This window comes from Acidimicrobiales bacterium (assembly GCA_040219515.1).
Lineage (GTDB): Bacteria > Actinomycetota > Acidimicrobiia > Acidimicrobiales > Aldehydirespiratoraceae > JAJRXC01.
This window is the reverse complement of sequence record JAVJSI010000010.1, coordinates 182,466-202,101: the sequence shown is the minus strand read 5'-3', so window position 1 is coordinate 202,101 and position 19,636 is coordinate 182,466. Positions and strand designations below refer to the sequence as shown.

The window sequence follows — 19,636 nt, the reverse complement described above, 5'->3', positions numbered from 1 at the left end:
GTAGAATACCGGCGTGGATGAAGCTTCCCCGCAGTCGGCGCTCGGCGAACTGAGCCCGACCGAGTTCGCCTCGGCGGTCACGGCGATCACCACCGCGTTCGGTGATCCGACCCGCCGAGAGATCTATCTCTTCGCCCACGAGAGCGATGCGGGCATCACCGCAAGCGACGCGGCGAGGCGTTTCGAACTCCACGCCAACGTCGCGCGGCACCATCTCGACAAGCTCGCGGCCGGCGGATATCTCGAGATCGACCTGGCCAAACCGTCCGGCGGCGTGGGCCGTCCGTCGAAGCGGTACCGGGCCACGAGCCCCCACGTCCGTCTCGAGGTCTCGATCCGTCACGATGACATCCTCGTGTCCCTCTTGGGTCGAGCGCTCGCGCTGCTCCCCGCCGAAGCCGCCGAGCTGATGGCCGAGGAAGTCGGCATCGAGTACGGCAAGGCGATGGCCGCGGCCATCGATCCGTCGGAGACCCACCGCTCCTACCAGGGTGCGCTCCACGCCGTCGCCGATGCCCTCTCCGCCCACGGCTTCGCGGCCCGGGCCGAGTCCGACGGCGACGAGTACCAGATCGTCGCCCAGAACTGCCCGTTCGGTGATGCCGTGGTCGAACATCCCGTCATCTGCGCCGTCGATCGCGGCATCGTGCGAGGAATGCTCGGCTCGCTCCATGGGCCCGCCGGGGCCGACACAGGGTCGTCGAAGTCCAAGGGCGACGACATCTGCGTCACCCACGTCACTCTCTGACGGACCACCGCCTCCGTACCTCGTCGCGCTCCGCCGCCGAGTAGAAGTGGGTTGCGTAGATGCTCCCGAGCTTCCGGTCGAGAAACGCCTCCGGGAGCACGGCGGCACTTCGGAAGCGCTCGTACACCGCGCCATAGTCCTTCTCGGCACCGACGTTGGCGCTCGCCAACCGGAAGTCGGTCTCGCCGAGGAATGCCGCGATGGCGGCCTCCTTGTCGTCGTCGGAGGTCTCGAGCCGCAGCACGAGTACCTCGCCCCTCTCGCCTCGGCCGGCCCGGAGTCGTTGCACCCCTTCGTCGTGCGGGAACGGATGGGCATAGAGGTCGATGCCCAGCGCCGGCTCGAACTCGCGCTGGAACCATCGCGATTCGTCGAACTGCTTCTCGTGCTCCACCAGCAGTTGCACGAGCTCCTCGGTGGTGTGTGTCGAATCGGTCAACGGCACGCCCACGAAGCGCTCGAAGTTGTGGAAGAAGTTCGACACCGAACGCCCCACCGGTTCGCGCACGAGTGTGATCAGCTTGAACGGACGTCCTCTGTCGACCACGCGACGGGCCACCGCGTCGGCGTGGAAGAAGTGGGCCCGCACCGGCAGTCCCCTGGCGCGCGACCATTCCTTCGCCGCCTCGACGCGCGGCCGGTGGAGGTGGTGCGTCTGGACCGACACCGGATGCCGCCCGGTGGGAAACGACGACGCAACCGACGTCGAACCGACCTTGCCCATCTGGAAAACGATCACGGCTTCACCGCCGCGGACCGCGAGCAGATCGAGCCGGCGGGCGAGACGCCAGCCTTCGAGCGCCATCACCTGCTCATGAAGACGGGGATACTGCTCGAGACGGCGGGTCAGGTGGTGAAGCTGCACTCTCGCAATCATGCAGCACGCCGCTGTGCGGCGCGCCGTTCCCAGCCGACCTGGGCCCAGTCCTGATGGATTCGCCGATCACGGCCGTGGCGACGATCGTTGTCGATCGATGTCGCGGCCTGATCGGCGATCCACCGGTCGACGCCGTCGAGCTCGGTCACCAGCTCGCCGAGCCGGCTCCTTGTCACGACGGCGAAGGCACCACTCGACCCCATGTCACGGGGAGTCCAATCCTCATTGACCACCAGGAGAACCTGGGTTGTGGGGCTCGCGGTACGCAGGTTGGGCATGGAAGCCCAACCGCTCGGGCCCACGAGGTCGTTCTCGATGACGACCACGTCGGGCACTCGATTCTTCTGTACCCAGTGTCGAAGGATCATCTCGCCGTTGACGGCGGTGGCGGCTGCGCCCACCACCGTGTAGCCGGCCGACTCCACGAGGGATTCGATGAGACCCAGGTTCGTGGCGACCACCACCGCAGTACGCCCGGTCGGTACGGGTTCCACGCCCATCGCCCTTCGCCTCCTCCACTCACGCCCTTCGCCACTCAGCCCATTGCTAATGGCGGAAGGGCTCGGGCGCATGGGCCGGATGGCCCATTCTGTGACGGACGTCTCAATCGCCCCGAAAGCGCTGCTCGGCGAACGGGTCACCCAGGTCGTGGTACCCGTTCTGCTCCCAGAAGCCGGGCCGATCCCCGACGACCAGCTCGATGCCCCGCAGCCACTTCACCGACTTCCAGAAGTAGAGGTGGGGCACGAGGGTGCGCACGGGGTACCCGTGCGCGACCTCGATCGGTTGGCCGTCGTACGCCCATGTGACCAGTGCGTCGTCGCCGAGCGTGTGCTCGATCGGAAGATTGGCCGAGTAGCCGTGCTCGCCGTGCATCACGACATGGGTTGCGTACTGATCGACGCCGGCGATGTCGTAGAGGTCACGCATGCGCACCCCCGTCCACCGGGTGTCGAACTTCGACCACTTCGTCACGCAATGGATGTCCGTGACCACCTCGACCGGGGCCAGCGCGGTCAGCTCGGCGAACGTGAACACGAGCTCGTCGGCGACACGACCGAATACCCGGAGATCCCAGTCGGACAGGTCCTCGGCGTAGGTCGCGGGTGACCCGACCTGGAGCACCGGAAACCGGTCGGTGTGATACTGGCCGGGCGGGAGTCGGGCCGGGTCGATGCCGGCCTCCTCCAGCGCCTTGCGGTTTCGATCGAAGAACCCCATCGGCATCGAGTCTGCCCGAGCATGCGTCGGGTCGCACCGCCGCCCTACACTCCGGATCCGGTGACCCTCTACCTCGTCCGTCATGCCGCGGCGCTCGATCGCAGTCGTTGGAATCTCGACGACCTCGAGCGGCCGCTCGACGATCGGGGAAGGCGGCAGGCGATCTCCATCGCCGCGCACTTCGCCGACTGCCGCCTGCGGGGTGTCTGGTCGTCGCGTGCGACGCGCTGTGTCGACACCGTATCGGCAACGGCCGCGGCCCACGGTCTCGAGGTCGAGACCCGGGCCGAACTCACCGAAGGGGCTCGGCCGAACGACCTGCTCGAGCTCCTACGGGCCGAAGCGGATACCGAGGACGACCTGATCCTCTGCAGCCACGGCGACCTGATCCCCGAGGTGGTGAACCGGCTGCTGCGCGAGGGCATGTCCGTTCTCGGTCCTCGGGGCTGCGAGAAGGGCAGTATCTGGACCCTCGAGACGCGGGGCCGCGATATCACCCGGGGTCGCTACACCGCCGCACCCTGAGCGTCAGCCGGCGAGAACCTCGGCGTCGCGGTCGAACGCGGCGATCGCGAACCAGAAAGTGTCGAGATGCTCGACCGGCGCGAGACGAGCGGGACCCGCGCCGACCTGCCTCCCGAAGACGTCGAACGTCCTGCCGCTCTGCCTGTCGAGGAAACCCTCGTCGCCGCGGACGAGCTCGAGTCGCTCACCGTCGAGCTCGTTCTCGAACACGCCGACCGCACCCTGGTCATAGCCGGCGGCGACCTCACTGCCGTCGAGTGGGCTGGCCGTGCCCGGGTCGAGCACCGCGACAAGGGATCGATCGTGCGCCTCGAACTCGATGACTCCGTCGGCGAGCAGCGTCGAGAGCTCGAGCACGACCGCGGGCCCGGCGTCGTCTCGCACCACCACCACACGGGTCTTGGCGTCGAGACGGTCATCGAGCTCACCGTCGAAGAGGAACGGCTGGGTCGAGGCGTCGTCGTACCCCTCGTAGGGATTCCGCCCGTAGTCACGACTGAACCCGGTGTCGCGGCTGAGCACCGGCGAGTCCGGGTGGGCCGTCCGGAAGTCCTCCCATGACACCGTGGAGATCGGGTACGTGTCGAGCTCGGCACCAGTGAGCGCGCCGGCGACGGCACGGCCGTCGAAATGGGTCCAGAGGCTCTCGGTCTGACGGTCGTACATGACCAACGACGAGTTGAAGAGTCGGCCCGATGTCCCGAAGTCGAGGATGCGATCGCCGAGTCGCCGGTCGTACGCCAGCGCGGAATTGCACAGCGGGCAGTACGAGACGGTGATCGGCGTGTCGCCGATCGTGTCGTTGACGAGCTCGTGCCAGATCAGAATCTGGACCGGGTAGGCCCGGGCCTCTCCACCGATCTCGACCGCGATGACGGCCTCGGTGGGCGAGAGCCAGTCCACCGACGCGGCGGGCTGGAAGCTCGGCTCGTCGATCGGCGGGATCCCATCGGGTGGGGGCCCGCCCGACACGATCCGCTCGACGTCGACCAGCGGCTCGGGTAGCCCGGGCTGGAGTGCGTCGTCGAGTCCCGAGGGCACGTCCTCGCGTGCGGTCGACGCGATCTGCTCCACCTCGAACGTCGCGTCGTCGACCTCCACAACCGGGTCACCGCCGCACGCGGTCGTGACGAGGACCAGTCCGACGAACGCAGCGGTGAGGCGAGACGATGGCATGGTGTGTGAACCCACGAGTGCCGCCACGACTTCCCGACCACCAGCCGGCCTCGCGACAGGGAGAGAGCCGACATGTCGATCACCGCCCACAGCCCCACCGCCGAAGCGAACGCGTTGCTCGGTGACGGGTTCGTCGCACGGACGCTGGAGCCCGGTCGCCCGGCCGACACCGATCCCGAGTTCTTCGCCGACGACCCGGCGCTCGCCGGTGACGGCGGCGGCGCCCGCGTGGTCACCCCGACGAGCGGGGGCGACATCACCTGGGCCGAGATCGTCGATCAGCGGCCGGAGCTCGCTGGGTGGGCGGCCGAGCGCTGGCTGGCGAACCGGCCCCCGTTGCCACCGGTTCCTGCGGGATACCCGGCCGCTCGCGACGGCTACCACCGACTCGCCTACGGCGTCGTCGCCGAAGCCCGACGATTGGCGAACACCAAGTTCGGGCTCCGTTTCACGCGGGGTGGGTTCGGTACGCCGTTCTTCGGCGACGACGAACAGGTACGCGTCGAGCACGGCGTGTTGGTCTGGCAGCGAGGCAACACGGTCGACAGCACGGCCATCACCACGCTGCGGGCCGCAGGCGACTTCCTCGGGTTCGAGCCGGGCACCACCGCCGCGGAACACGACTCTCCCCCGCTCGGCGACCCCGACACCGATCTCGGCGCGACGGACGCCACGGGCGAGTTTCTCGCCGCATGGTTCGGCTTCGCGTGGTCGGTGCTCGAGGAACTCCGGCTCACGGACGGTGCCGTCGACGTGGATCGCACCCAGCTGTGGCCCGGGCACTTCGACCCGGCGATCGCCATGGGTGACGCCGATACCGGCGGGCGGGCGACGTATGGCGCATCGCCCGGCGACGCCGGCCACGCCGAGCCCTACCTCTACATCGGCGCCTGGGGCGACGTCGACCGCAGCGACCCGTTCTGGAACGAGACCGATTTCAACGGCGCCTCGATGTCCTACGCCGCACTGCGGACCGCCGACGACCCTGTCGCCCACGCGCTCGCCTTCTTGCGCGACGCCCACCACCGCCTCCCCTGAGTTGGGACACCGGGGTCAGACCCCCGTCCCAACCCGTCCCAACTTCCGGCAGGGACAGGTGTCTGACACCGCAGGGACAGGTGTCTGACACCGCAGGGACGGTTACTCGGCGTCGGGTTTGTCGGGGAGGACGGAGACGGACGAGAAGCACATCTCGTCGACGGTGCCCTCGTTCCAGGTGATGTAGCGGGGTTCGGGCATGTACATGCGGGTGCGATCCCACCAGCACTCGAAGCGGATCACGTCGGAGCGGTCGATGCGGACGTCCTCGACCAGGTCGTAGTTGAGCTGCCATTCGAAGTCCCAGTTCGGGATGTCGAGCAGCACCATCTCCTCGGGCGTGTCGGGGTTGAGCGTCATCTTGTAGGCGTCGCCGAACTCGTGCATGTGACCGAGCACGGTGTAGATCGTGCCCGGGTTGCGGGCCTGCATGTCGCAGGAGCTGTGGCCGATCGAGCCATCGAGGTCGTCGTAGTCGTCGACGGTGCCGCCACAACCGAGAATCAGGGCGTTGGGGATGAACGTGGCGAAGACGTCGTACTTCTCGCCGATCTCCTCGAGCACGTTCTCGCGGATGCACAGGTTGCGGTAGCCATCGATCGTCGCCTCACGTTCGGCCGCGATCGCCTCTTCCTCCGGTGTGCACGGCACTTCTGCCGGGGTGAGGTAGCTCGATCCGGCGACGGAGGTGATGCCCACCATCTGCTGGTCGGTCGCCTCGTCGAGGATGATCTGCGATCCGTCGGCCTCGGCCGCGTGGTCGAAGTGGTAGTGGGTCTGGTTGATCACGACGTAGCCGGGCGGGATGAAGAGCCCGTAACCGTCGGGGTACGTGGTGGGGGCCTGACCGGGCGCCCACCCACCCATGTTGCGCACACCATCGGTGCGCAGGTTCGAGGTGCCGAAACAGGTCCAGCCGGGGCGGTCGTCCTCGGCTGACTTCACGGCGATCTCGTCGAGGGCTTCGGGCGGCGCCAGGTAGATGATGGAGTGATGCACGACCGTCGTGACGTCGGGACGGAACTCATAGCCCTTGATCCAGGTGCCGTCGCCCTCGGGATCGGCGACCTCGTGGACCTGGCAGCGATAGTCGTCCTTGAGCACCGGTTCGCCCGCATCGTCGAGCAGTGGCGGATACTTGCCGTCACGAGGATCGATGATCTGGTCCTCCTCGATCGGGATGATCGCCGGATCGCCGGCCACCAGTGGCGTGTCCGGGGGGACGTCGAGTCCGCCACCGTCGTCGGCCCAGGTGCGGAGCGTGGCGATCTCGTCGTCGGTCAGCTCCCAGGAGTGTTCGAACTCGGGGCTGTCGCCGCCCGGCAGCCACGGGGGCATGAATCGAATCTCGGTGACGAGTGCGATGTCGTCGGCGATCTCGGCGGCATCGGCGGCGGTGTCGAAGGCGAGGGTCTCCCATCCCGGCCCGCCCGTGGTGTGGCACGACACGCAGTTCTGTTCGAGGATCGGCTGGACTTCGGCGGCGAACGCGCCACCGGCCACCGCGAACTCGGGCACGTCGGTGTCGAGATCCGGATCGGCGTCGGTGCCGAGCTCGACCCGGTCGGCGACCAGCGAGAACGAGAGCGTGACCTCGTCGGCAGTGTGGGCGAGGCGGGCGACGTTGATCGGACCGACCCCGTAGGTGGAGCTGAGCACGACGGCCGACACGTCGGCGGTGAGCTGGTCGCCGTCGACGGTGACCGTACCGCTGAAGGTCTCCTCGCTCGTCGTCTCCTTGACGGTGAGGTCGCCGGTGAGGGCGATGTCGTACGTGGAGCCGTCGGCGAACTCGGCGTCGAGCCCGTCGATCGACGTGGTCTCGAACCGGGCGAACGGGAAGTGGTTGGACTCGAGGAAGTCGTGGCGCAGCCGCTTGTCGCGCAGGTTGGAGTCGGAGTCGAACATCTCGACATTGACCACGACCTCGCCGATCCGGCTCTGGGTCGGGTCCTCGGTGTTGATGACGATGTCGCCGGCCACCACGGTGGTGACGCCCACGGCCTGGCCTTCACTCCCCGCCAGCCGTTCCTCGACGGCGTAGCTCACCTGCGAACCGTTGTTCGGCGCCACGCGATAGAGCCGTTCGGTGGCGTCGTCGACGTCGTCGATGGTCTCGGCGGACACTCCCTGCTCCTCGGCCTCGTCGCTCGCGAAGACCCAGTCCCACTGGTCCTTGGTCACCATGGCCACCGTGCCCAGAAGTATCACCGCCAGGATGGAGAGACGGCCGAGATCGAGCTTGCGCAGGCGTGCCATGACGTCAGTATTGCGAACCATGTGCCGGTTGGCACATCAAACGCCAGATTCCTACTCGCGAGTAACCAGCGATCACCGAGCGCCGGGCTCAGGACAACTCGTCGCGCAACCCGGTCTCGGTCAGCAGGAGTTCGAGATCATCGCGGCCGGCATCGACCGCGTCGAAGGCCGCGAGGTCGGCTCGGGCGCCCGCATCGTCGGCCAACCAGAAGCGCACGAATGCGCGATACACGAGGGCGGGCGGGTGAGCCGGATCGGTTTCCAGCGCCTCGGTCAACAGGTCGTCCGCCGCGTCCAGGGAGGACGCGACCTCGTCGCCACCGCCCAGCGCCAGGCGGGCCAGGAACCAGCCGACCTCGGTGAGCACGTCGATGTCGTCTCGGGCCTCGTTGATGAGCACATCGTGCAAAGCCAGTCCCCGCGTGACCTCGCCGGCGTCGAGAAGATCGTCGGCGGCGCGGGCGACCTCGGCCACCCTGAGACCCGACGCGGCGAACGCATCGGGCTCGCCGGTCAGCAGACGAACCTCGACGAGCCGCGCCCGCAGGAGCTGGCCGCGTACGAGCTGATCGATGAACGGTGGCACATCGATCTCGTCGAGTGCGTCGATGTGGGCTTCCGCAGCCTCGATGTCGTCGAGGTCGAGTGCGATCGCCGCGCCGAACACCCGGGCATCGGGGTAATCGGGGTCGGCCAGGATGGCATCCTCGACGAACGGCTGCGCCGCCTCCGGGTCGCCACCCAGCCGGGTGAGCCAGCCGCGGTAGGCCAGGGCCTCGGCATCGGAGGGGGCGTCCTCGAGGACGCCGTCGTAGATCTCGAGCGCCCGTTCGGGGTCGGTGCCAAGCAGCTGGCCGGCCTCGAACTTGCGCTGGCGTACCGTCTCGCGGATGTCGCCGGTGACCGTGCCGTCGCCTCGGCTGCCCGTGTAGTCGGCCAGCAGCACGCCGGCCAGTCCGGCCACGATCACCACCAGCGCCGTCCACATCGCGACTCGCCGCCACGATCTCGCGGCCGCGGGCTCGGACGGGCGACTGTCCTCGGCGGCTCGCAGCAACCGGGCCGCGCGGGTCGTGTAGTCCGACTTGAGCGCCGCGTAGTCGTGATCGTCGAGATCGCCGGCCGCACGCTCGGCCTCGAGATCGTCCAGAGAGGCCAGGACGAAGCTCAGCTCCTCGGCGTGCGAGTCGGCGGGGTCAGCCATCGGACAACTCATTCATCGGACAAGGCGGCGCGGGCCGCCTCGACCAGCGCGGTGTCGGCCTCGCTCGCCTCGAGATCGCCCTCCTGCTTCCAGCGGCGGAAGACGATCGCCAGACCGGTCAGGGCACCGGCCCCGAACACCACCGGGAGGATCCAGACGAGACTCGTGATGCCATCGGCCGACGGCGTGTAGTCGACGTCGTCGCCGAAGGCGGCGCGAAGTTCGGCGCGGATGAACTCGTCGCTGCGGCCCTCGTCGATCCACGTGGCGATCGAGATCCGGATGTTCTTGGCCACCGTGGCGTTGGACTCGGCCACCGACTGGCCGTCGCACACGGGACAACCGATGGTCTTCGACACCGCGTAGGCCCGATCGGCGTCGGTGCGCGGCTCGCCCTCGTCGATGGCGGCGTAGAGAAGAGCCGACGTGGCGACGACGGCCATCGCGATCCAGAGTGCGAGGCGGCGGGTCACGAGTCGCCCTCCGGCTCGGCCAGGACGGTTTGTTCTTCCTGCCAGGACTGGATGACCGCCTCGAGCTCGGCGCGCCGGATGCCACCGAGGAGCTTGGTGATGACCTCACCGTCGGGGGCGATCAGCACCGACTCGGGTACCAGCGGCACGCCGTAGTCCACCGCGATCGATGCGGTGTCGGTGGCGATGATCGGCCAGTCACCGCCGTACTCGGTGAAGAAATCCCGGATGTTCTCCGGACGGTCGTCGAAGGCGACCGAGACGATGGTGGCGAATCCCGACGGTCCGTAGGCCTCCTGGAACGACACGAGTTCCGGATGTTCCTGCACGCACGGGATGCACGTGGTCTGGAAGAAGTTCACGATCACGAAGCCGCCGCGGTAATCGTCGAGGTCGAACGTGTCGCCGTCGATCGTCGTACCCACGATGGCCGGCGCCACCTCGCCCTCGAGATCGAAACTGTCGAACGCGGGACCGCCCGAGTCACGGGTGGCGAGCAGGGCGATGAACACCACCATCACCAGCGCAACGGGGGCCACGATCCAGACCGCACGGCGGGGGACTTCGGGGGTCGTCGACTCGCTCACACCAACTCCTCGAGCGGTCGTTGGGCAGGGTCGTCGTCAGGGTCGTCGTCAGGGTCGTCGTGAGGGTCGGGCAGCGGGGCGCTCACCGGCATGGTCGGATTGCGGCGTTTGCCCGGCACGACGGCGAGCAGGGTGCCGACGGCCATGATGAGGCCGCCGATCCACAACCACACGATCAGCGGCTGCACCGTCACCCGGATGACGACGGCGTCGCTGTCGTCGGGGAAGCTGTCGACCGAGAGCGCAACATCGTCGAACAGGGTCGATCGCACGGACGCGATGCCGATGTTGCGGCCCGCGAACGGGTAGTTGGCGATGCCGGGTTCGTACACCTGCCCTCCGTCGATGCGGATGGCCACCCGCCGCTCGGTGCGGTTTGGGAACTCCCGGAAGTCGTCGCCCTCGTACGTCAGTTCATGGCCGGCGAACGTGGCGGTCTGGCCGGGTTCGAGCAGGAAGGTGTCCTGACGGACATACGCGTTGCTGGCCGCGAACGCCACGGCGATCAGCACCACACCGAAGTGGACCACCATGCCGCCGTTGGTGCGGCCGATGAGCCCGCGCCAACCCTGTCGCCGGGTGGCCAGTACCACCTGACGCAGCGCCGCGCCCCCGGCGAATCCGCCGAGACCGAAGGCGAGCGTGGGCGCCCACCCGCGAGCACCGACGAGCACCGACAGCACCATTGCGCCGGCACCGATCCAGGCCGGCCAGATGAGCCGGTCGCCGAGCACGCCCGACGACGCCTTGCGCCAGGGCAGCACCGGGGCCACGGCCATGAGGAACAACAGGGTGAACCCGATCGGCATCGTCATGGTGTCGAAGTAGGGGTTGCCCACCGAGATGCGATCGTCGTTGACCGCTTCGACGACGAGCGGGAAGACGGTGCCCAGCAGAACGACGAACGCGAACGCGGCGAACAGGACGTTGTTGGCCAGGAACGCGCCCTCACGCGAGATCGGCGAATCGATCCGCCCCGGGGATCGCAACTGATCGCCCCTCCACGCGATGAGGCCGAGCGAGACCACCACGATCAGCGTGAAGAAGCCGAGCAACGCCGGGCCGATGGAGGATTCCGAGAATGCGTGGACCGACTCGACCACACCGGACCGGGTGAGGAAGGTGCCCAGGATCGTGAGGGCGAAGGTGGCGACCACCAGCGACAGGTTCCACACTCGCAACATGCCACGCCGCTCCTGCACCATCACCGAATGGATGAAGGCGGTACCGGTGAGCCACGGCAGGAACGACGCGTTCTCGACCGGGTCCCACGCCCAGTAGCCACCCCAACCGAGCGTCTCGTAGCTCCACCACGCACCGAGGACGATGCCGAGGGTGAGGAAACCCCAGGCGATGACGGTCCAGCGCCGGGTGGCGAGCAGCCACCCCTCCCCCACCCGCCCGGTGACCAGGGCACCGATCGCGAATGCGAACGGCACGGTGAAGCCGACGAAGCCGAGGTAGAGGATCGGCGGATGGAACGCCATCAGTATGTGGCTCTGGAGCAGCGGGTTGGGGCCCGGGCCGTCGTAGCCCGGCGGCGGATCGAAGGAGCGGAACGGGTTCGACGGCCCCACCATCAGCAGGAAGAAGAAGGCGCAGACCACGAACAGGGTGAGCAGCACCCACGCCATCATCGGGTCGTCCCGCTTGTCGCGGAACTTCACGACCACGGCCGCGACATAGCCGGTGAGGACGAAGGTCCAGAGCAGGATCGAGCCCTCCAGCGCGGACCACAGGGTGGCCACGTTGAAGATCGACGAGGTCTGACGCGAGCCGTGGTTGGCAACGAACTCGATCGTGAAGTCACGGTTGATCAGCGCCCGTTCCATCCAGATGATGGCGAGCGCAGCCATCGCGGCCATCACCCAGACGAGCGCACGGGCCTCACGCCACCAGTTCGGTCGTCGACCGAACAGACCGAGGGTGACGACACCGATGCCGGTCAACGACGCAGCGGCGCCGAGCGCGACGACGACCGCACCGAAGGCGGCGCTGCTCATACCGAGCAGACCTCAGCCGCGGCTTCCCCCTGGATGTTGCTTTCCTCGAGGCGCTCGTCATAGCCCTCGTCGTTGATGTAGTCCTCGTCGTGCTTCACCCGCATGCGATCCGACGAGTAGTACCAACCGTCGGCGGCCAACCCCGCGAAGCCGTCGACCCCGGGAGATCCCTCGACCCAACTGCCGTCGAGAACGACCGGCGTGCCGCCCTCGAACAGTTCCGCGGGTTCACCGCGATGAACGACATCGACGAGCACGCCATCGAAGGCGACGGTGAACGCGGTGACGACATCCTCCCCCTGGTTGCCGGAGGTGATGGTGCACCCGACCGGCGTGCCCTGGAGGGTGAAGCGGTCATCGCCCAGTTCGGCCCGCTCCGCCACCGCTTCGTCGGCGTTGTAGAAGAAGAGCGCCCCGGTGAACAGGCGCCAGACCAGCACGATCACGGCGATGACCACGGCGATGCCGATGAGCGCGGGAATCCAGCGCCGCTGGCGGCTGCGACCGGCGCGAGGCGCCTGTGGGGCGAGAGTGTCGGTCATGTCTCGTCGGCCTGCATCCAACGGCGACGATCGGCCGGCACGCGGGTCGACAACCGCCGACCGCGTTGCAGCAGGCTCACGGTGTAGGCGAGGCCGACACCGATCGTGACGCCCCAACCCACGAGGAGATATCCGAGATGCGTCATGCGTCCGCTCCCATCTGTTCGCCTTCGGCCCGTCGTTCGACGAGCGCCCGGTCGAGGTCGGCCACCCGGAGCTGGCGTTCGAGCCAGCTGATCCGGAATCGGTGGATCACCGCCCAGGCGAAGAACAGGCCCCACACGACGAGACCGAGCACCAGGGTGAACAGCGTCATGTCCTCGAGCTTGCCGTCGGTGAGCGACGACTTCTGGTGGAGCGTGTTGTTCTCCCACCATTCGACCGAGCGGTTGATGATCGGCATGAGTGCCGCAGCGAGCACACCGACGACCGCGGCGCGGGTTGCCGTGGCGGTCTCGGGCCCACCGAGCGAACGCACCGACAGGTAGCCGATCATCATCAGGAACAGGATCAGGGTGGTGACGAGGCGCACATCGCCCCAGTCCCAGTAGGTGTTCCAGGTGGGTCGGCCCCAGATCGAGCCGGTGAAGAGCGTGAGGCCGCAGAAGAGGACGCCGATCTCCGCCGCCGCGCCGGCCACGGTGTCCCACCAGACGGAGCGACGCAGGAGCCACATGACCGAGCCGACGGCGGTGGTGAGAAAGGCGACGTAGGTGAGAATGGCCGACGGGACGTGGACGAAGATCATGCGCACGGCGTCCTGCTGTTCGTCGTCCTCGGGGGCCACGAACCAACCGAGCAGGAAAAGGGCGGCAAGACCGACGATGACCGCGATGCCGAGAACGCGCGTGGTGCGACTGCCCGTGTGCGGGGGTCCGGTGCGTTGGAGTTCCTGTGTCATCTCGTCTCCTTCGACCCTCAGGTCTCCTCGAGCAACACGCCGTAGGCCAATGCTCCCAGGACAATGTTGATCGCGCCGAACCCGGCGAGAAGGCCGAGCCAGGCCCAACCATCCACAGCGACCGTGCCGAGGGCGTCGTCAAACGCCCGGGTGGCACCGATGAGCACCGGCGCCAGCACCGGGAGCAGGAGGATCGGCAACACCGTCTCTCGCGCCCGAACACCGGCCACCAGTGCGCCCAGGAGCGTACCTGCCGCCGCGATCCCAACCGTCGCGACCACGCAGGTGGCCGCCAACAGCGGCACCGACTCCACCGAGGCGTCGAACAGCACGATCACCCCGCCGACGAGCACGACCTCCACGAACAGCAACTGCACGGCCACGGCCAGCGCCTTGCCGAGAAAGACGGCGGCCGGTTCGACGCCGGCCAGCAACAGCGCCCGGCGGGCACCGTCGGTGGTCTCGATCGCCGTGGCCCGCTGGACCGACATCAGTCCGACGAACAGCACCGTGATCCAGTAGAGCCCGCTCGTGGCCGCGTCGAGCACCGGCCGGTTGGCGTCGAGGGCGAACCCGAACAGCACGAGAACCAGCAGGGCGAAGGGCAGCACCTGTGAGAGCGTGATGCGTGAGCGCCACTCGATCCGGAGATCCTTCGCCGCAACCAGGCGGATGTCAGCGAGCATAGGTGACATCCCCCGCGATCGTGCCGCCGGCGACGGTGATCCGGCGAGTCGCGAGATCGAGCGTACGATCCACCTCGTGCGAGGAGAGCAACACGGTCGCGCCGGCCGACGCGGCGTCGGCCACCAGCTCGTCGACCAGGTCGCGACCCGACGGGTCGAGACCGGCGTGCGGCTCGTCGAGCAGCCAGAGTTGCGGCCGCCGCACCACCACGGCGGCGAGCGCGACCCGGCGGCGCTGCCCGGCGGAGAGCAGACCGACACCCACATCGTGGAGTCGCTCGGCGACGCCGAGTCGATCCATGGCGGGTCGCACGGCAGTCGGGTCGACCCGCGACGCCTTGGCCCAGAAGTCGAGGTTCTCGCGCACGGTCAGGTCGTCGTAGAGAGCGGTGTCGTGGCCGAGCAGGCCGACCGAACGGCGGATCGCCGGTCGGGCCGACGCAAGGTCGTGGCCGAGCACGGTGCCCTCGCCGGATTCGAGACGCAGCAGCCCCGCGCAGAGACGCAGCAGGGTGGACTTGCCGGCGCCGTTGGGCCCCTGGACGAGCACGACTTCGCCCTCGCCGACCTCGAGGTCGACGCCTGCCAGCGCAGGAAAGCGACCGATCAGGGCGACTGCGGCACGCAGCCGGATGATGGACACATCGAAAACGGTATCCGTCGATGGCCCTCAGATGGCTCCTGCCACCGCCGATGGGTTCGGCAATGTGCAGGTTTCTCACATGAGTGAGGTCCCGACGAGCGCCCGCGTCCTCGGTGCCATCGGTCGCGGCCTCATCACGGCCGGCATCGTCATCCTGCTCTTCGTGCTGTTCCAACTCTGGGGGACCAATGTCCAGGAGTCGAGGGCCCAGGATGACCTCCGCGACGAATTCGGCAACATCGAGGTCAGCGTCGCCGACGCCCTCGCCCAACTCGACGCCCTCCAGAACCCCGACGGCGGTCAGGTGATCGATGCGGGTGACCGCGACCTCGGTCAACTACCGGCCCCGACCACGACGACCACGCTGCCGGGCGGACTCACCACGGAGCTACTGCGCTACTTCTTCCCCGAGGACGGCGACGCCGTCGCCCGCATCGAGATCCCGGCGATCGACGTCGACAAGATCGTGGTGAACGGTGTCCAGGTGGCGGACCTGCGCAAGGGTCCCGGCCACTACGCGACCACCGCCACGGCCGGCACCGTGGGCAACACTGCGATCGCCGGTCACCGCACCACCTACGGTGCGCCGTTCAACCGCATCGACGAACTCGCGCCGGGCGACGAGATCCGGGTCACCAGCGTGCTCGGCACGTTCACGTATCGGGTGATGGAGCCGAGCGTGGCCTTCCCCGACGAGCTCGCGACCGTCGACGACGCCGACGACGGCCACATCATCGTCCGGCCGGCCGACACCTGGGTGCTCGGCGACTTCGGCGACAACCGTGTCACCCTCACGGCGTGCCACCCGAAACTGTCGAGCCGCCAGCGCATCATCGTCGCTGCGGCGCTCGTCGAGGACCCGGTCGAATCGCCCGCACTCGATCCCGATGTCGTCGCCGCGCTCGGCGGCGACCCGACCGACGCCACGCTTCCCGGCGAGACGACCGGGGCGCCGGACAGCGACGCCGAACCCGCCAACCTCGACGAGGGTCTCAACGGTGAACGAGACGCGATCCCCGGTGCGGTCGTGTGGATGCTCGCCGCCACCACGATCTGGGTCCTCGCCGGTCACCTCGGACGACACCTCTTCTCCGACCGACTCCGTCGCGTGGCCGTGCGGGCGGTCAGCCTCGTGCCGGTCGCACTCTGCTTGTGGTTCTCGTTCGAATTGCTCGATCGGGCACTCCCGGCCGGCTGACCCCCTAGCCTCCACGGCGTGAACCATCGTCTCGCCGCACTCGCTGCGACCATGATGCTGCTCCTCGTCGTCGGCTCGGTCCTCGTCGCCTGCACTGATTCGCCTGCGGCCGAGAGCCCGTCCGTCGACGGTTCCGACGGGGCCGATCTCGAGGCCGACGGCACGGACGAGGACGGCGGATCGTCCGACGACGCCGCCACGACGACGACCGAGGTGGCGCCCCTCGACCCCACCGAGATTCCGGGTGAACCGATCAACCAGTACAGCCTCGCCGTGCGCGACTGCTTCGACCAGATCGAGGACCGTCGCGACGGCCAGCCGGTGACGATCACCACGAGGCTGCCCTGTGACGAACCACACCATCTCCAGGTGTACGCGATCCTCGACTACCCCGCCGGCCATCCGACGCCCTATCCGGGCGACGAGACCATTCGGAACTTCGCAGTGCGTTCCTGCTACCGCGAATTCGTACCGTGGGTGGGCACCGACTACGAGACGTCCGAGCTCGACATCGGTGTGATCATCCCCAACCGGGAGAACTTCGAGGACGACGCGGCGCGCTATCGCGGGATCCATTGTTGGGTCCGCCGCGTCGACGGAGAAGCGATGATCGGCACCTCAGAGGGCTCCGGCTGGTAATTTCCGCGTGTGGCACTGGCTCCGATCCTCCTCGCGGTGTGTGCCGGCCTCGTCGTCGGACTCGTCCGCCGCGGTCGACTGACCGCCATTGCCCGCACCCGCATCCGTCATCCCGAGTTCCTCGCGGTGGCGATCGGCGCCAGCCTCTTCGTCGATCTGACCGAGGCGGGCCCGTCCGGGGCGATCGCCGTGCTCGGCCTCCTCGGCGGTCTCGCCTTCGCCATCGTCAACCTGCACCTGGTGGGGATGACGGTGATCGTCGTCGGCATCGCCGCCAACCTTCTCCCGGTCGCCCTCAACGGGGCGATGCCCGTGCGCCCCGAGGCACTGGTCGAGGCCGAGATGGTCACGGTCGACGAACTCGACCGCGTGAGCCTCACCGGCGCACGCGAACTCGCCGACGACGACACCGTCCTCGCCGGACTCGGCGACACGTTCCCGGTTCGTTGGACCAATCAGGTCGTCTCGATCGGTGACCTGATCATGATGGTCGGACTCGCCGACCTCGTCGCGAACCTGATGCTGCAACGCCGCCGACGACGCCTTCATCCGAGTGCGCTACCGGCGCTCGAAGCGCTCGGTTGGCACGAGGAGATCGACCTCACCGTCGAGCAATCGACCATCGATCTTCGCCACCGGGTCGAGCCCGATCACGCCGAGGCGTCGCCGCCGGTCTGAGCAGCGGCCATCACGACCGCCAAACCGGTCCACGACTGCGGGATCGCGCCGAGGCCCCGGCCGGTGTCGCCGTTCCAGTACTCGGCCAGTCCCGACTCGACGGCGCCGTCGACGGTCGTCGTGCGAACGACCTCGGCCGCGTCGGACTCGCCGCTGTTGCGCAGCGCGACCCAGAGCAGATAGGCGAGCTGAGGCCACACCGGTCCACGCCAGTAGGTCGATGCCGCGTAGGTGGCCTCGCCGACATGCACGCCGCGAGGTCCGAACGCCGACGCGTACGCGTCCTCGTCGAGGAGTTCCTCGACGACCCGGTGGCGCGCCGAGGGGTTACGGGACACGAGCAGCGGGAGCAAGCCGTCGGCGGTTCGCGCCCGGCCCGACCCGGTCGCGGTGGGACCCGAATCGATCCAGGTGCGCAGCTCGGGGTCGAACCGGGCGTCGAGCGCGGTGACCAGATCGTCGACGAGCGGGGTCAGCGACTCGTCGCCGGTGACCGACTGGAGCTCCAGGGTGTTGAACGCCACCAGCGCGTTGAACCCGACCGAGCCCACCGCGAAGGCGGGGTTGTGACGCGGCGCCCCGTCGTCGCTGCGCTCCACCGACCCGAGCAGGTCGACCTTGTGGGACCGCCATCGTTCGAGATCGAAGCCGGCACCGGGACAGAGGTCGTCCCAGCGGGGCGAGTCGTCGCACCCGGTCTCCCAGGGGTGGACGACCTCGATGAGTCCTGCGTTGCGGGTCCGGTGCTCGAGCAGGTGGCGCAGTGCCCGAGCGGCATCATCGACGAGCATCGTTGGCACATCGATGCCCCGGCGCGACAGCGACGCGATGGTGTGGCCGAACATGGGCGGCTGGGTGATCGAGGACGCGCCCCGGCGACCCCAGAGTTCGACGGACCGCTCGGGATCGAGCTGATAGCCCATGTGAGCGACGAACCCGGCCGCGTCGATCGTCGACAGGGCGGCGGTCAGTTCGGTGATCGCCCGGCGTTCGTCACCCAACTCGGCCCACACGAGCGAGTGGAAACAGCTGTCCCACAACCAGAGCCACGGGTAGACGTCCGTGTTGGGAGCCGTGTAGCCCGGCTCGGCGACCCAGGCGGACGCCAACGCGGCCTCTACATCACGCCGTAGTTCGGGGGTGCGGTCGGGCGGATCTCCCGGCATCGTGTCGTGCATGGCCAGCGCTGCGTTCGTCTCGTTCCGACTCGGAGTGACCGACGGTGTGTCGGTCGTCGCCCGCAACTGGCAACGAGCGTTCGAGCAGCTGGGCTACCGCGTCCACACCGTGGCCGGCGACGGGCCGGTCGACCGGACCGTACCCGGCCTGGCCATCGACGCCACGGACCCGCCGGACGCCGACGAGGTGAGCGCCGCGATCGGTGACGTCGACGTCGTCGTGGTCGAGAATCTGTGCACGATTCCTCTCAACCTCCCGGCCGCTCGGGTCGTCGCCGAGGTGCTCGCCGGCCGACCGGCGATCCTCCACCATCACGACCCGCCGTGGCAGCGGGCGCACTGGGCCAATGTCACGGAGCTGCCCCCGCGTGATCCGGCGTGGCGGCACGTGACCATCAATCAGCTGACCCGGCGGGAGATGGAGGACCGGGGCTACGCAGCCGTGTGCATCTACAACGGTTTCCCGACCGCGACCGGCACGGCCGACCGTGCCGGCGTCCGCCGCCGTCTCGGCATCGACGCCGACACACTGCTGCTGGCCCATCCCGTCCGGGCGATTCCTCGCAAGGACATCCCCACGGCGATCTGGCTGGCCGAGCAGCTCGGCGGCACCTACTGGCTCTGGGGCCCGGCCGAGGACGGCTACGACGACGAGCTCGCCCGCATCCTGGCCGATGCCCGCTGCCCGGTCGTGCGGGGCACCAGCGACGAGTCCGCCGTCGACCTCTACGGCGCGGCCGACGCGGTGCTGTTCCCGAGCACGTGGGAGGGATTCGGCAACCCACCGGTCGAAGCGGCGATCCACCGCGTGCCGTGTGCCGTCGGCCCCTACCCGGTGGCCGATGAGCTCCGCGCCCTCGGACTCGAGTGGTACCCGTCGGACGATCCCGAGCCACTCCGCGCCGCCATCGAGCGACCCGACCTCGAGCGTCTCGAACACAATCGCCGGGTCGCCGTCGAGCGGCTCTCGCTCGAGGCGATGCGGGATGAGATCGCGATCCTCCTCGCCGAACCGGGTTGGCTCGGCGACGGCCCGGCACCGACAACCGTAGGGTGAGCG

22 protein-coding genes are annotated in these 19,636 nt (G+C 68.4%); 7 read left to right on the top strand and 15 right to left on the bottom strand.

Translation table 11 applies throughout. The annotated features are described in order from the left end of the window. Positions 1-13 precede the first annotated feature (13 nt). Positions 14-748, top strand: coding sequence for a helix-turn-helix domain-containing protein (locus RIB98_09395; GenBank protein MEQ8841186.1), 735 nt, complete (start codon positions 14-16; stop codon positions 746-748). Here the strand turns inward: RIB98_09395 and RIB98_09390 are convergent. From RIB98_09390 to RIB98_09380, 3 genes are all read right to left on the bottom strand, one after another. Beyond that, positions 738-1,613: a putative capsular polysaccharide synthesis family protein gene (locus RIB98_09390; GenBank protein ID MEQ8841185.1), complete on the bottom strand. Its 876-nt coding sequence runs from the start codon at positions 1,611-1,613 to the stop codon at positions 738-740. The two genes, RIB98_09395 and RIB98_09390, sit on opposite strands and share 11 nt — an antisense overlap. A gap of 8 nt (positions 1,614-1,621) precedes the next feature. After that, entirely contained in the window at positions 1,622-2,119 is a 498-nt protein-coding gene (locus RIB98_09385; GenBank protein MEQ8841184.1) for a hypothetical protein, read from the bottom strand. A gap of 109 nt (positions 2,120-2,228) precedes the next feature. Next, positions 2,229-2,846: a sulfite oxidase-like oxidoreductase gene (locus tag RIB98_09380; GenBank protein ID MEQ8841183.1), complete on the bottom strand. Its 618-nt coding sequence runs from the start codon at positions 2,844-2,846 to the stop codon at positions 2,229-2,231. A gap of 60 nt (positions 2,847-2,906) precedes the next feature. Between RIB98_09380 and RIB98_09375 the strand changes: the two genes are divergently transcribed. Further along, positions 2,907-3,371: a phosphoglycerate mutase family protein gene (locus RIB98_09375; GenBank protein ID MEQ8841182.1), complete on the top strand. Its 465-nt coding sequence runs from the start codon at positions 2,907-2,909 to the stop codon at positions 3,369-3,371. A 3-nt stretch (positions 3,372-3,374) separates the two neighbouring features. On the opposite strand, the gene RIB98_09370 is transcribed toward RIB98_09375, so the two are convergent. Then, positions 3,375-4,547, bottom strand: coding sequence for a DUF3179 domain-containing protein (locus RIB98_09370; GenBank protein MEQ8841181.1), 1,173 nt, complete (start codon positions 4,545-4,547; stop codon positions 3,375-3,377). Positions 4,548-4,619: 72 nt separating this feature from the next. Between RIB98_09370 and RIB98_09365 the strand changes: the two genes are divergently transcribed. Next, positions 4,620-5,585 carry a hypothetical protein gene (locus tag RIB98_09365; protein ID MEQ8841180.1) on the top strand — a complete coding sequence of 322 codons (966 nt, stop codon included), beginning with the start codon at positions 4,620-4,622 and terminating at the stop codon, positions 5,583-5,585. Positions 5,586-5,687: 102 nt separating this feature from the next. On the opposite strand, the gene RIB98_09360 is transcribed toward RIB98_09365, so the two are convergent. The 10 genes from RIB98_09360 to ccmA form a co-directional block, all read right to left on the bottom strand. Continuing rightward, positions 5,688-7,844 (bottom strand): YceI family protein, encoded by a 2,157-nt coding sequence (locus RIB98_09360; protein ID MEQ8841179.1) that lies wholly within the window; start codon positions 7,842-7,844, stop codon positions 5,688-5,690. Positions 7,845-7,932: 88 nt separating this feature from the next. After that, a complete protein-coding gene (locus RIB98_09355) occupies positions 7,933-9,048 on the bottom strand; it encodes a hypothetical protein (GenBank protein ID MEQ8841178.1) in 1,116 nt (371 codons plus the stop codon). A gap of 8 nt (positions 9,049-9,056) precedes the next feature. After that, positions 9,057-9,521 carry a cytochrome c-type biogenesis protein CcmH gene (locus RIB98_09350; GenBank protein ID MEQ8841177.1) on the bottom strand — a complete coding sequence of 155 codons (465 nt, stop codon included), beginning with the start codon at positions 9,519-9,521 and terminating at the stop codon, positions 9,057-9,059. Next, positions 9,518-10,108, bottom strand: a complete 591-nt coding sequence (locus tag RIB98_09345) for a redoxin family protein (GenBank protein ID MEQ8841176.1) — start codon at positions 10,106-10,108, stop codon at positions 9,518-9,520. The genes RIB98_09350 and RIB98_09345 overlap by 4 nt, the downstream gene beginning before the upstream one ends. Then, a complete protein-coding gene (locus RIB98_09340) occupies positions 10,105-12,111 on the bottom strand; it encodes a heme lyase CcmF/NrfE family subunit (GenBank protein MEQ8841175.1) in 2,007 nt (668 codons plus the stop codon). Before RIB98_09340 ends, RIB98_09345 begins: the two co-directional genes overlap by 4 nt. After that, positions 12,108-12,653 (bottom strand): cytochrome c maturation protein CcmE, encoded by a 546-nt coding sequence (locus RIB98_09335; protein ID MEQ8841174.1) that lies wholly within the window; start codon positions 12,651-12,653, stop codon positions 12,108-12,110. The genes RIB98_09340 and RIB98_09335 overlap by 4 nt, the downstream gene beginning before the upstream one ends. Next, positions 12,650-12,799 carry a hypothetical protein gene (locus tag RIB98_09330; protein ID MEQ8841173.1) on the bottom strand — a complete coding sequence of 50 codons (150 nt, stop codon included), beginning with the start codon at positions 12,797-12,799 and terminating at the stop codon, positions 12,650-12,652. Before RIB98_09330 ends, RIB98_09335 begins: the two co-directional genes overlap by 4 nt. After that, positions 12,796-13,554: a cytochrome c biogenesis protein CcsA gene (ccsA, locus tag RIB98_09325; GenBank protein MEQ8841172.1), complete on the bottom strand. Its 759-nt coding sequence runs from the start codon at positions 13,552-13,554 to the stop codon at positions 12,796-12,798. The genes RIB98_09330 and ccsA overlap by 4 nt, the downstream gene beginning before the upstream one ends. Before the next feature lie 17 nt (positions 13,555-13,571). Beyond that, a complete protein-coding gene (locus RIB98_09320; protein ID MEQ8841171.1) occupies positions 13,572-14,240 on the bottom strand; it encodes a heme exporter protein CcmB in 669 nt (222 codons plus the stop codon). After that, positions 14,230-14,883, bottom strand: a complete 654-nt coding sequence (ccmA, locus tag RIB98_09315) for a heme ABC exporter ATP-binding protein CcmA (GenBank protein MEQ8841170.1) — start codon at positions 14,881-14,883, stop codon at positions 14,230-14,232. The genes RIB98_09320 and ccmA overlap by 11 nt, the downstream gene beginning before the upstream one ends. A gap of 79 nt (positions 14,884-14,962) precedes the next feature. Here ccmA and RIB98_09310 point away from each other — a divergent pair, with 79 nt between their 5' ends. Genes RIB98_09310 through RIB98_09300 form a run of 3 tightly spaced genes read left to right on the top strand, consistent with a single transcriptional unit; the run spans position 14,963 to position 17,398 of the window. Continuing rightward, complete coding sequence (locus tag RIB98_09310; protein MEQ8841169.1) at positions 14,963-16,081, top strand: sortase; 1,119 nt, start codon at positions 14,963-14,965, stop codon at positions 16,079-16,081. 18 nt (positions 16,082-16,099) lie between these two features. After that, positions 16,100-16,720 carry a hypothetical protein gene (locus tag RIB98_09305; GenBank protein ID MEQ8841168.1) on the top strand — a complete coding sequence of 207 codons (621 nt, stop codon included), beginning with the start codon at positions 16,100-16,102 and terminating at the stop codon, positions 16,718-16,720. 9 nt (positions 16,721-16,729) lie between these two features. Beyond that, complete coding sequence (locus tag RIB98_09300; protein ID MEQ8841167.1) at positions 16,730-17,398, top strand: DUF5317 family protein; 669 nt, start codon at positions 16,730-16,732, stop codon at positions 17,396-17,398. On the opposite strand, the gene RIB98_09295 is transcribed toward RIB98_09300, so the two are convergent. Then, a complete protein-coding gene (locus tag RIB98_09295) occupies positions 17,371-18,576 on the bottom strand; it encodes a hypothetical protein (protein MEQ8841166.1) in 1,206 nt (401 codons plus the stop codon). The genes RIB98_09300 and RIB98_09295 overlap by 28 nt on opposite strands. Between RIB98_09295 and RIB98_09290 the strand changes: the two genes are divergently transcribed. Beyond that, positions 18,575-19,633, top strand: a complete 1,059-nt coding sequence (locus tag RIB98_09290; protein MEQ8841165.1) for a glycosyltransferase family 4 protein — start codon at positions 18,575-18,577, stop codon at positions 19,631-19,633. The genes RIB98_09295 and RIB98_09290 overlap by 2 nt on opposite strands. Positions 19,634-19,636: the final 3 nt, after the last annotated feature.

Coding starts and splice junctions, on each gene's coding strand:
- RIB98_09370 (MEQ8841181.1), bottom strand. CDS start 4,547: ATGCCATCGTCTCGCCTCACCGCTGCGTTCGTCGGACTGGTCCTCGTC.
- RIB98_09310 (MEQ8841169.1), top strand. CDS start 14,963: ATGAGTGAGGTCCCGACGAGCGCCCGCGTCCTCGGTGCCATCGGTCGC.
- RIB98_09355 (MEQ8841178.1), bottom strand. CDS start 9,048: ATGGCTGACCCCGCCGACTCGCACGCCGAGGAGCTGAGCTTCGTCCTG.
- RIB98_09340 (MEQ8841175.1), bottom strand. CDS start 12,111: ATGAGCAGCGCCGCCTTCGGTGCGGTCGTCGTCGCGCTCGGCGCCGCT.
- RIB98_09330 (MEQ8841173.1), bottom strand. CDS start 12,799: ATGACGCATCTCGGATATCTCCTCGTGGGTTGGGGCGTCACGATCGGT.
- RIB98_09295 (MEQ8841166.1), bottom strand. CDS start 18,576: ATGCACGACACGATGCCGGGAGATCCGCCCGACCGCACCCCCGAACTA.
- RIB98_09360 (MEQ8841179.1), bottom strand. CDS start 7,844: ATGGCACGCCTGCGCAAGCTCGATCTCGGCCGTCTCTCCATCCTGGCG.
- ccsA (MEQ8841172.1), bottom strand. CDS start 13,554: ATGACACAGGAACTCCAACGCACCGGACCCCCGCACACGGGCAGTCGC.
- RIB98_09290 (MEQ8841165.1), top strand. CDS start 18,575: ATGGCCAGCGCTGCGTTCGTCTCGTTCCGACTCGGAGTGACCGACGGT.
- RIB98_09320 (MEQ8841171.1), bottom strand. CDS start 14,240: ATGCTCGCTGACATCCGCCTGGTTGCGGCGAAGGATCTCCGGATCGAG.
- RIB98_09365 (MEQ8841180.1), top strand. CDS start 4,620: ATGTCGATCACCGCCCACAGCCCCACCGCCGAAGCGAACGCGTTGCTC.
- RIB98_09335 (MEQ8841174.1), bottom strand. CDS start 12,653: ATGACCGACACTCTCGCCCCACAGGCGCCTCGCGCCGGTCGCAGCCGC.
- RIB98_09380 (MEQ8841183.1), bottom strand. CDS start 2,846: ATGGGGTTCTTCGATCGAAACCGCAAGGCGCTGGAGGAGGCCGGCATC.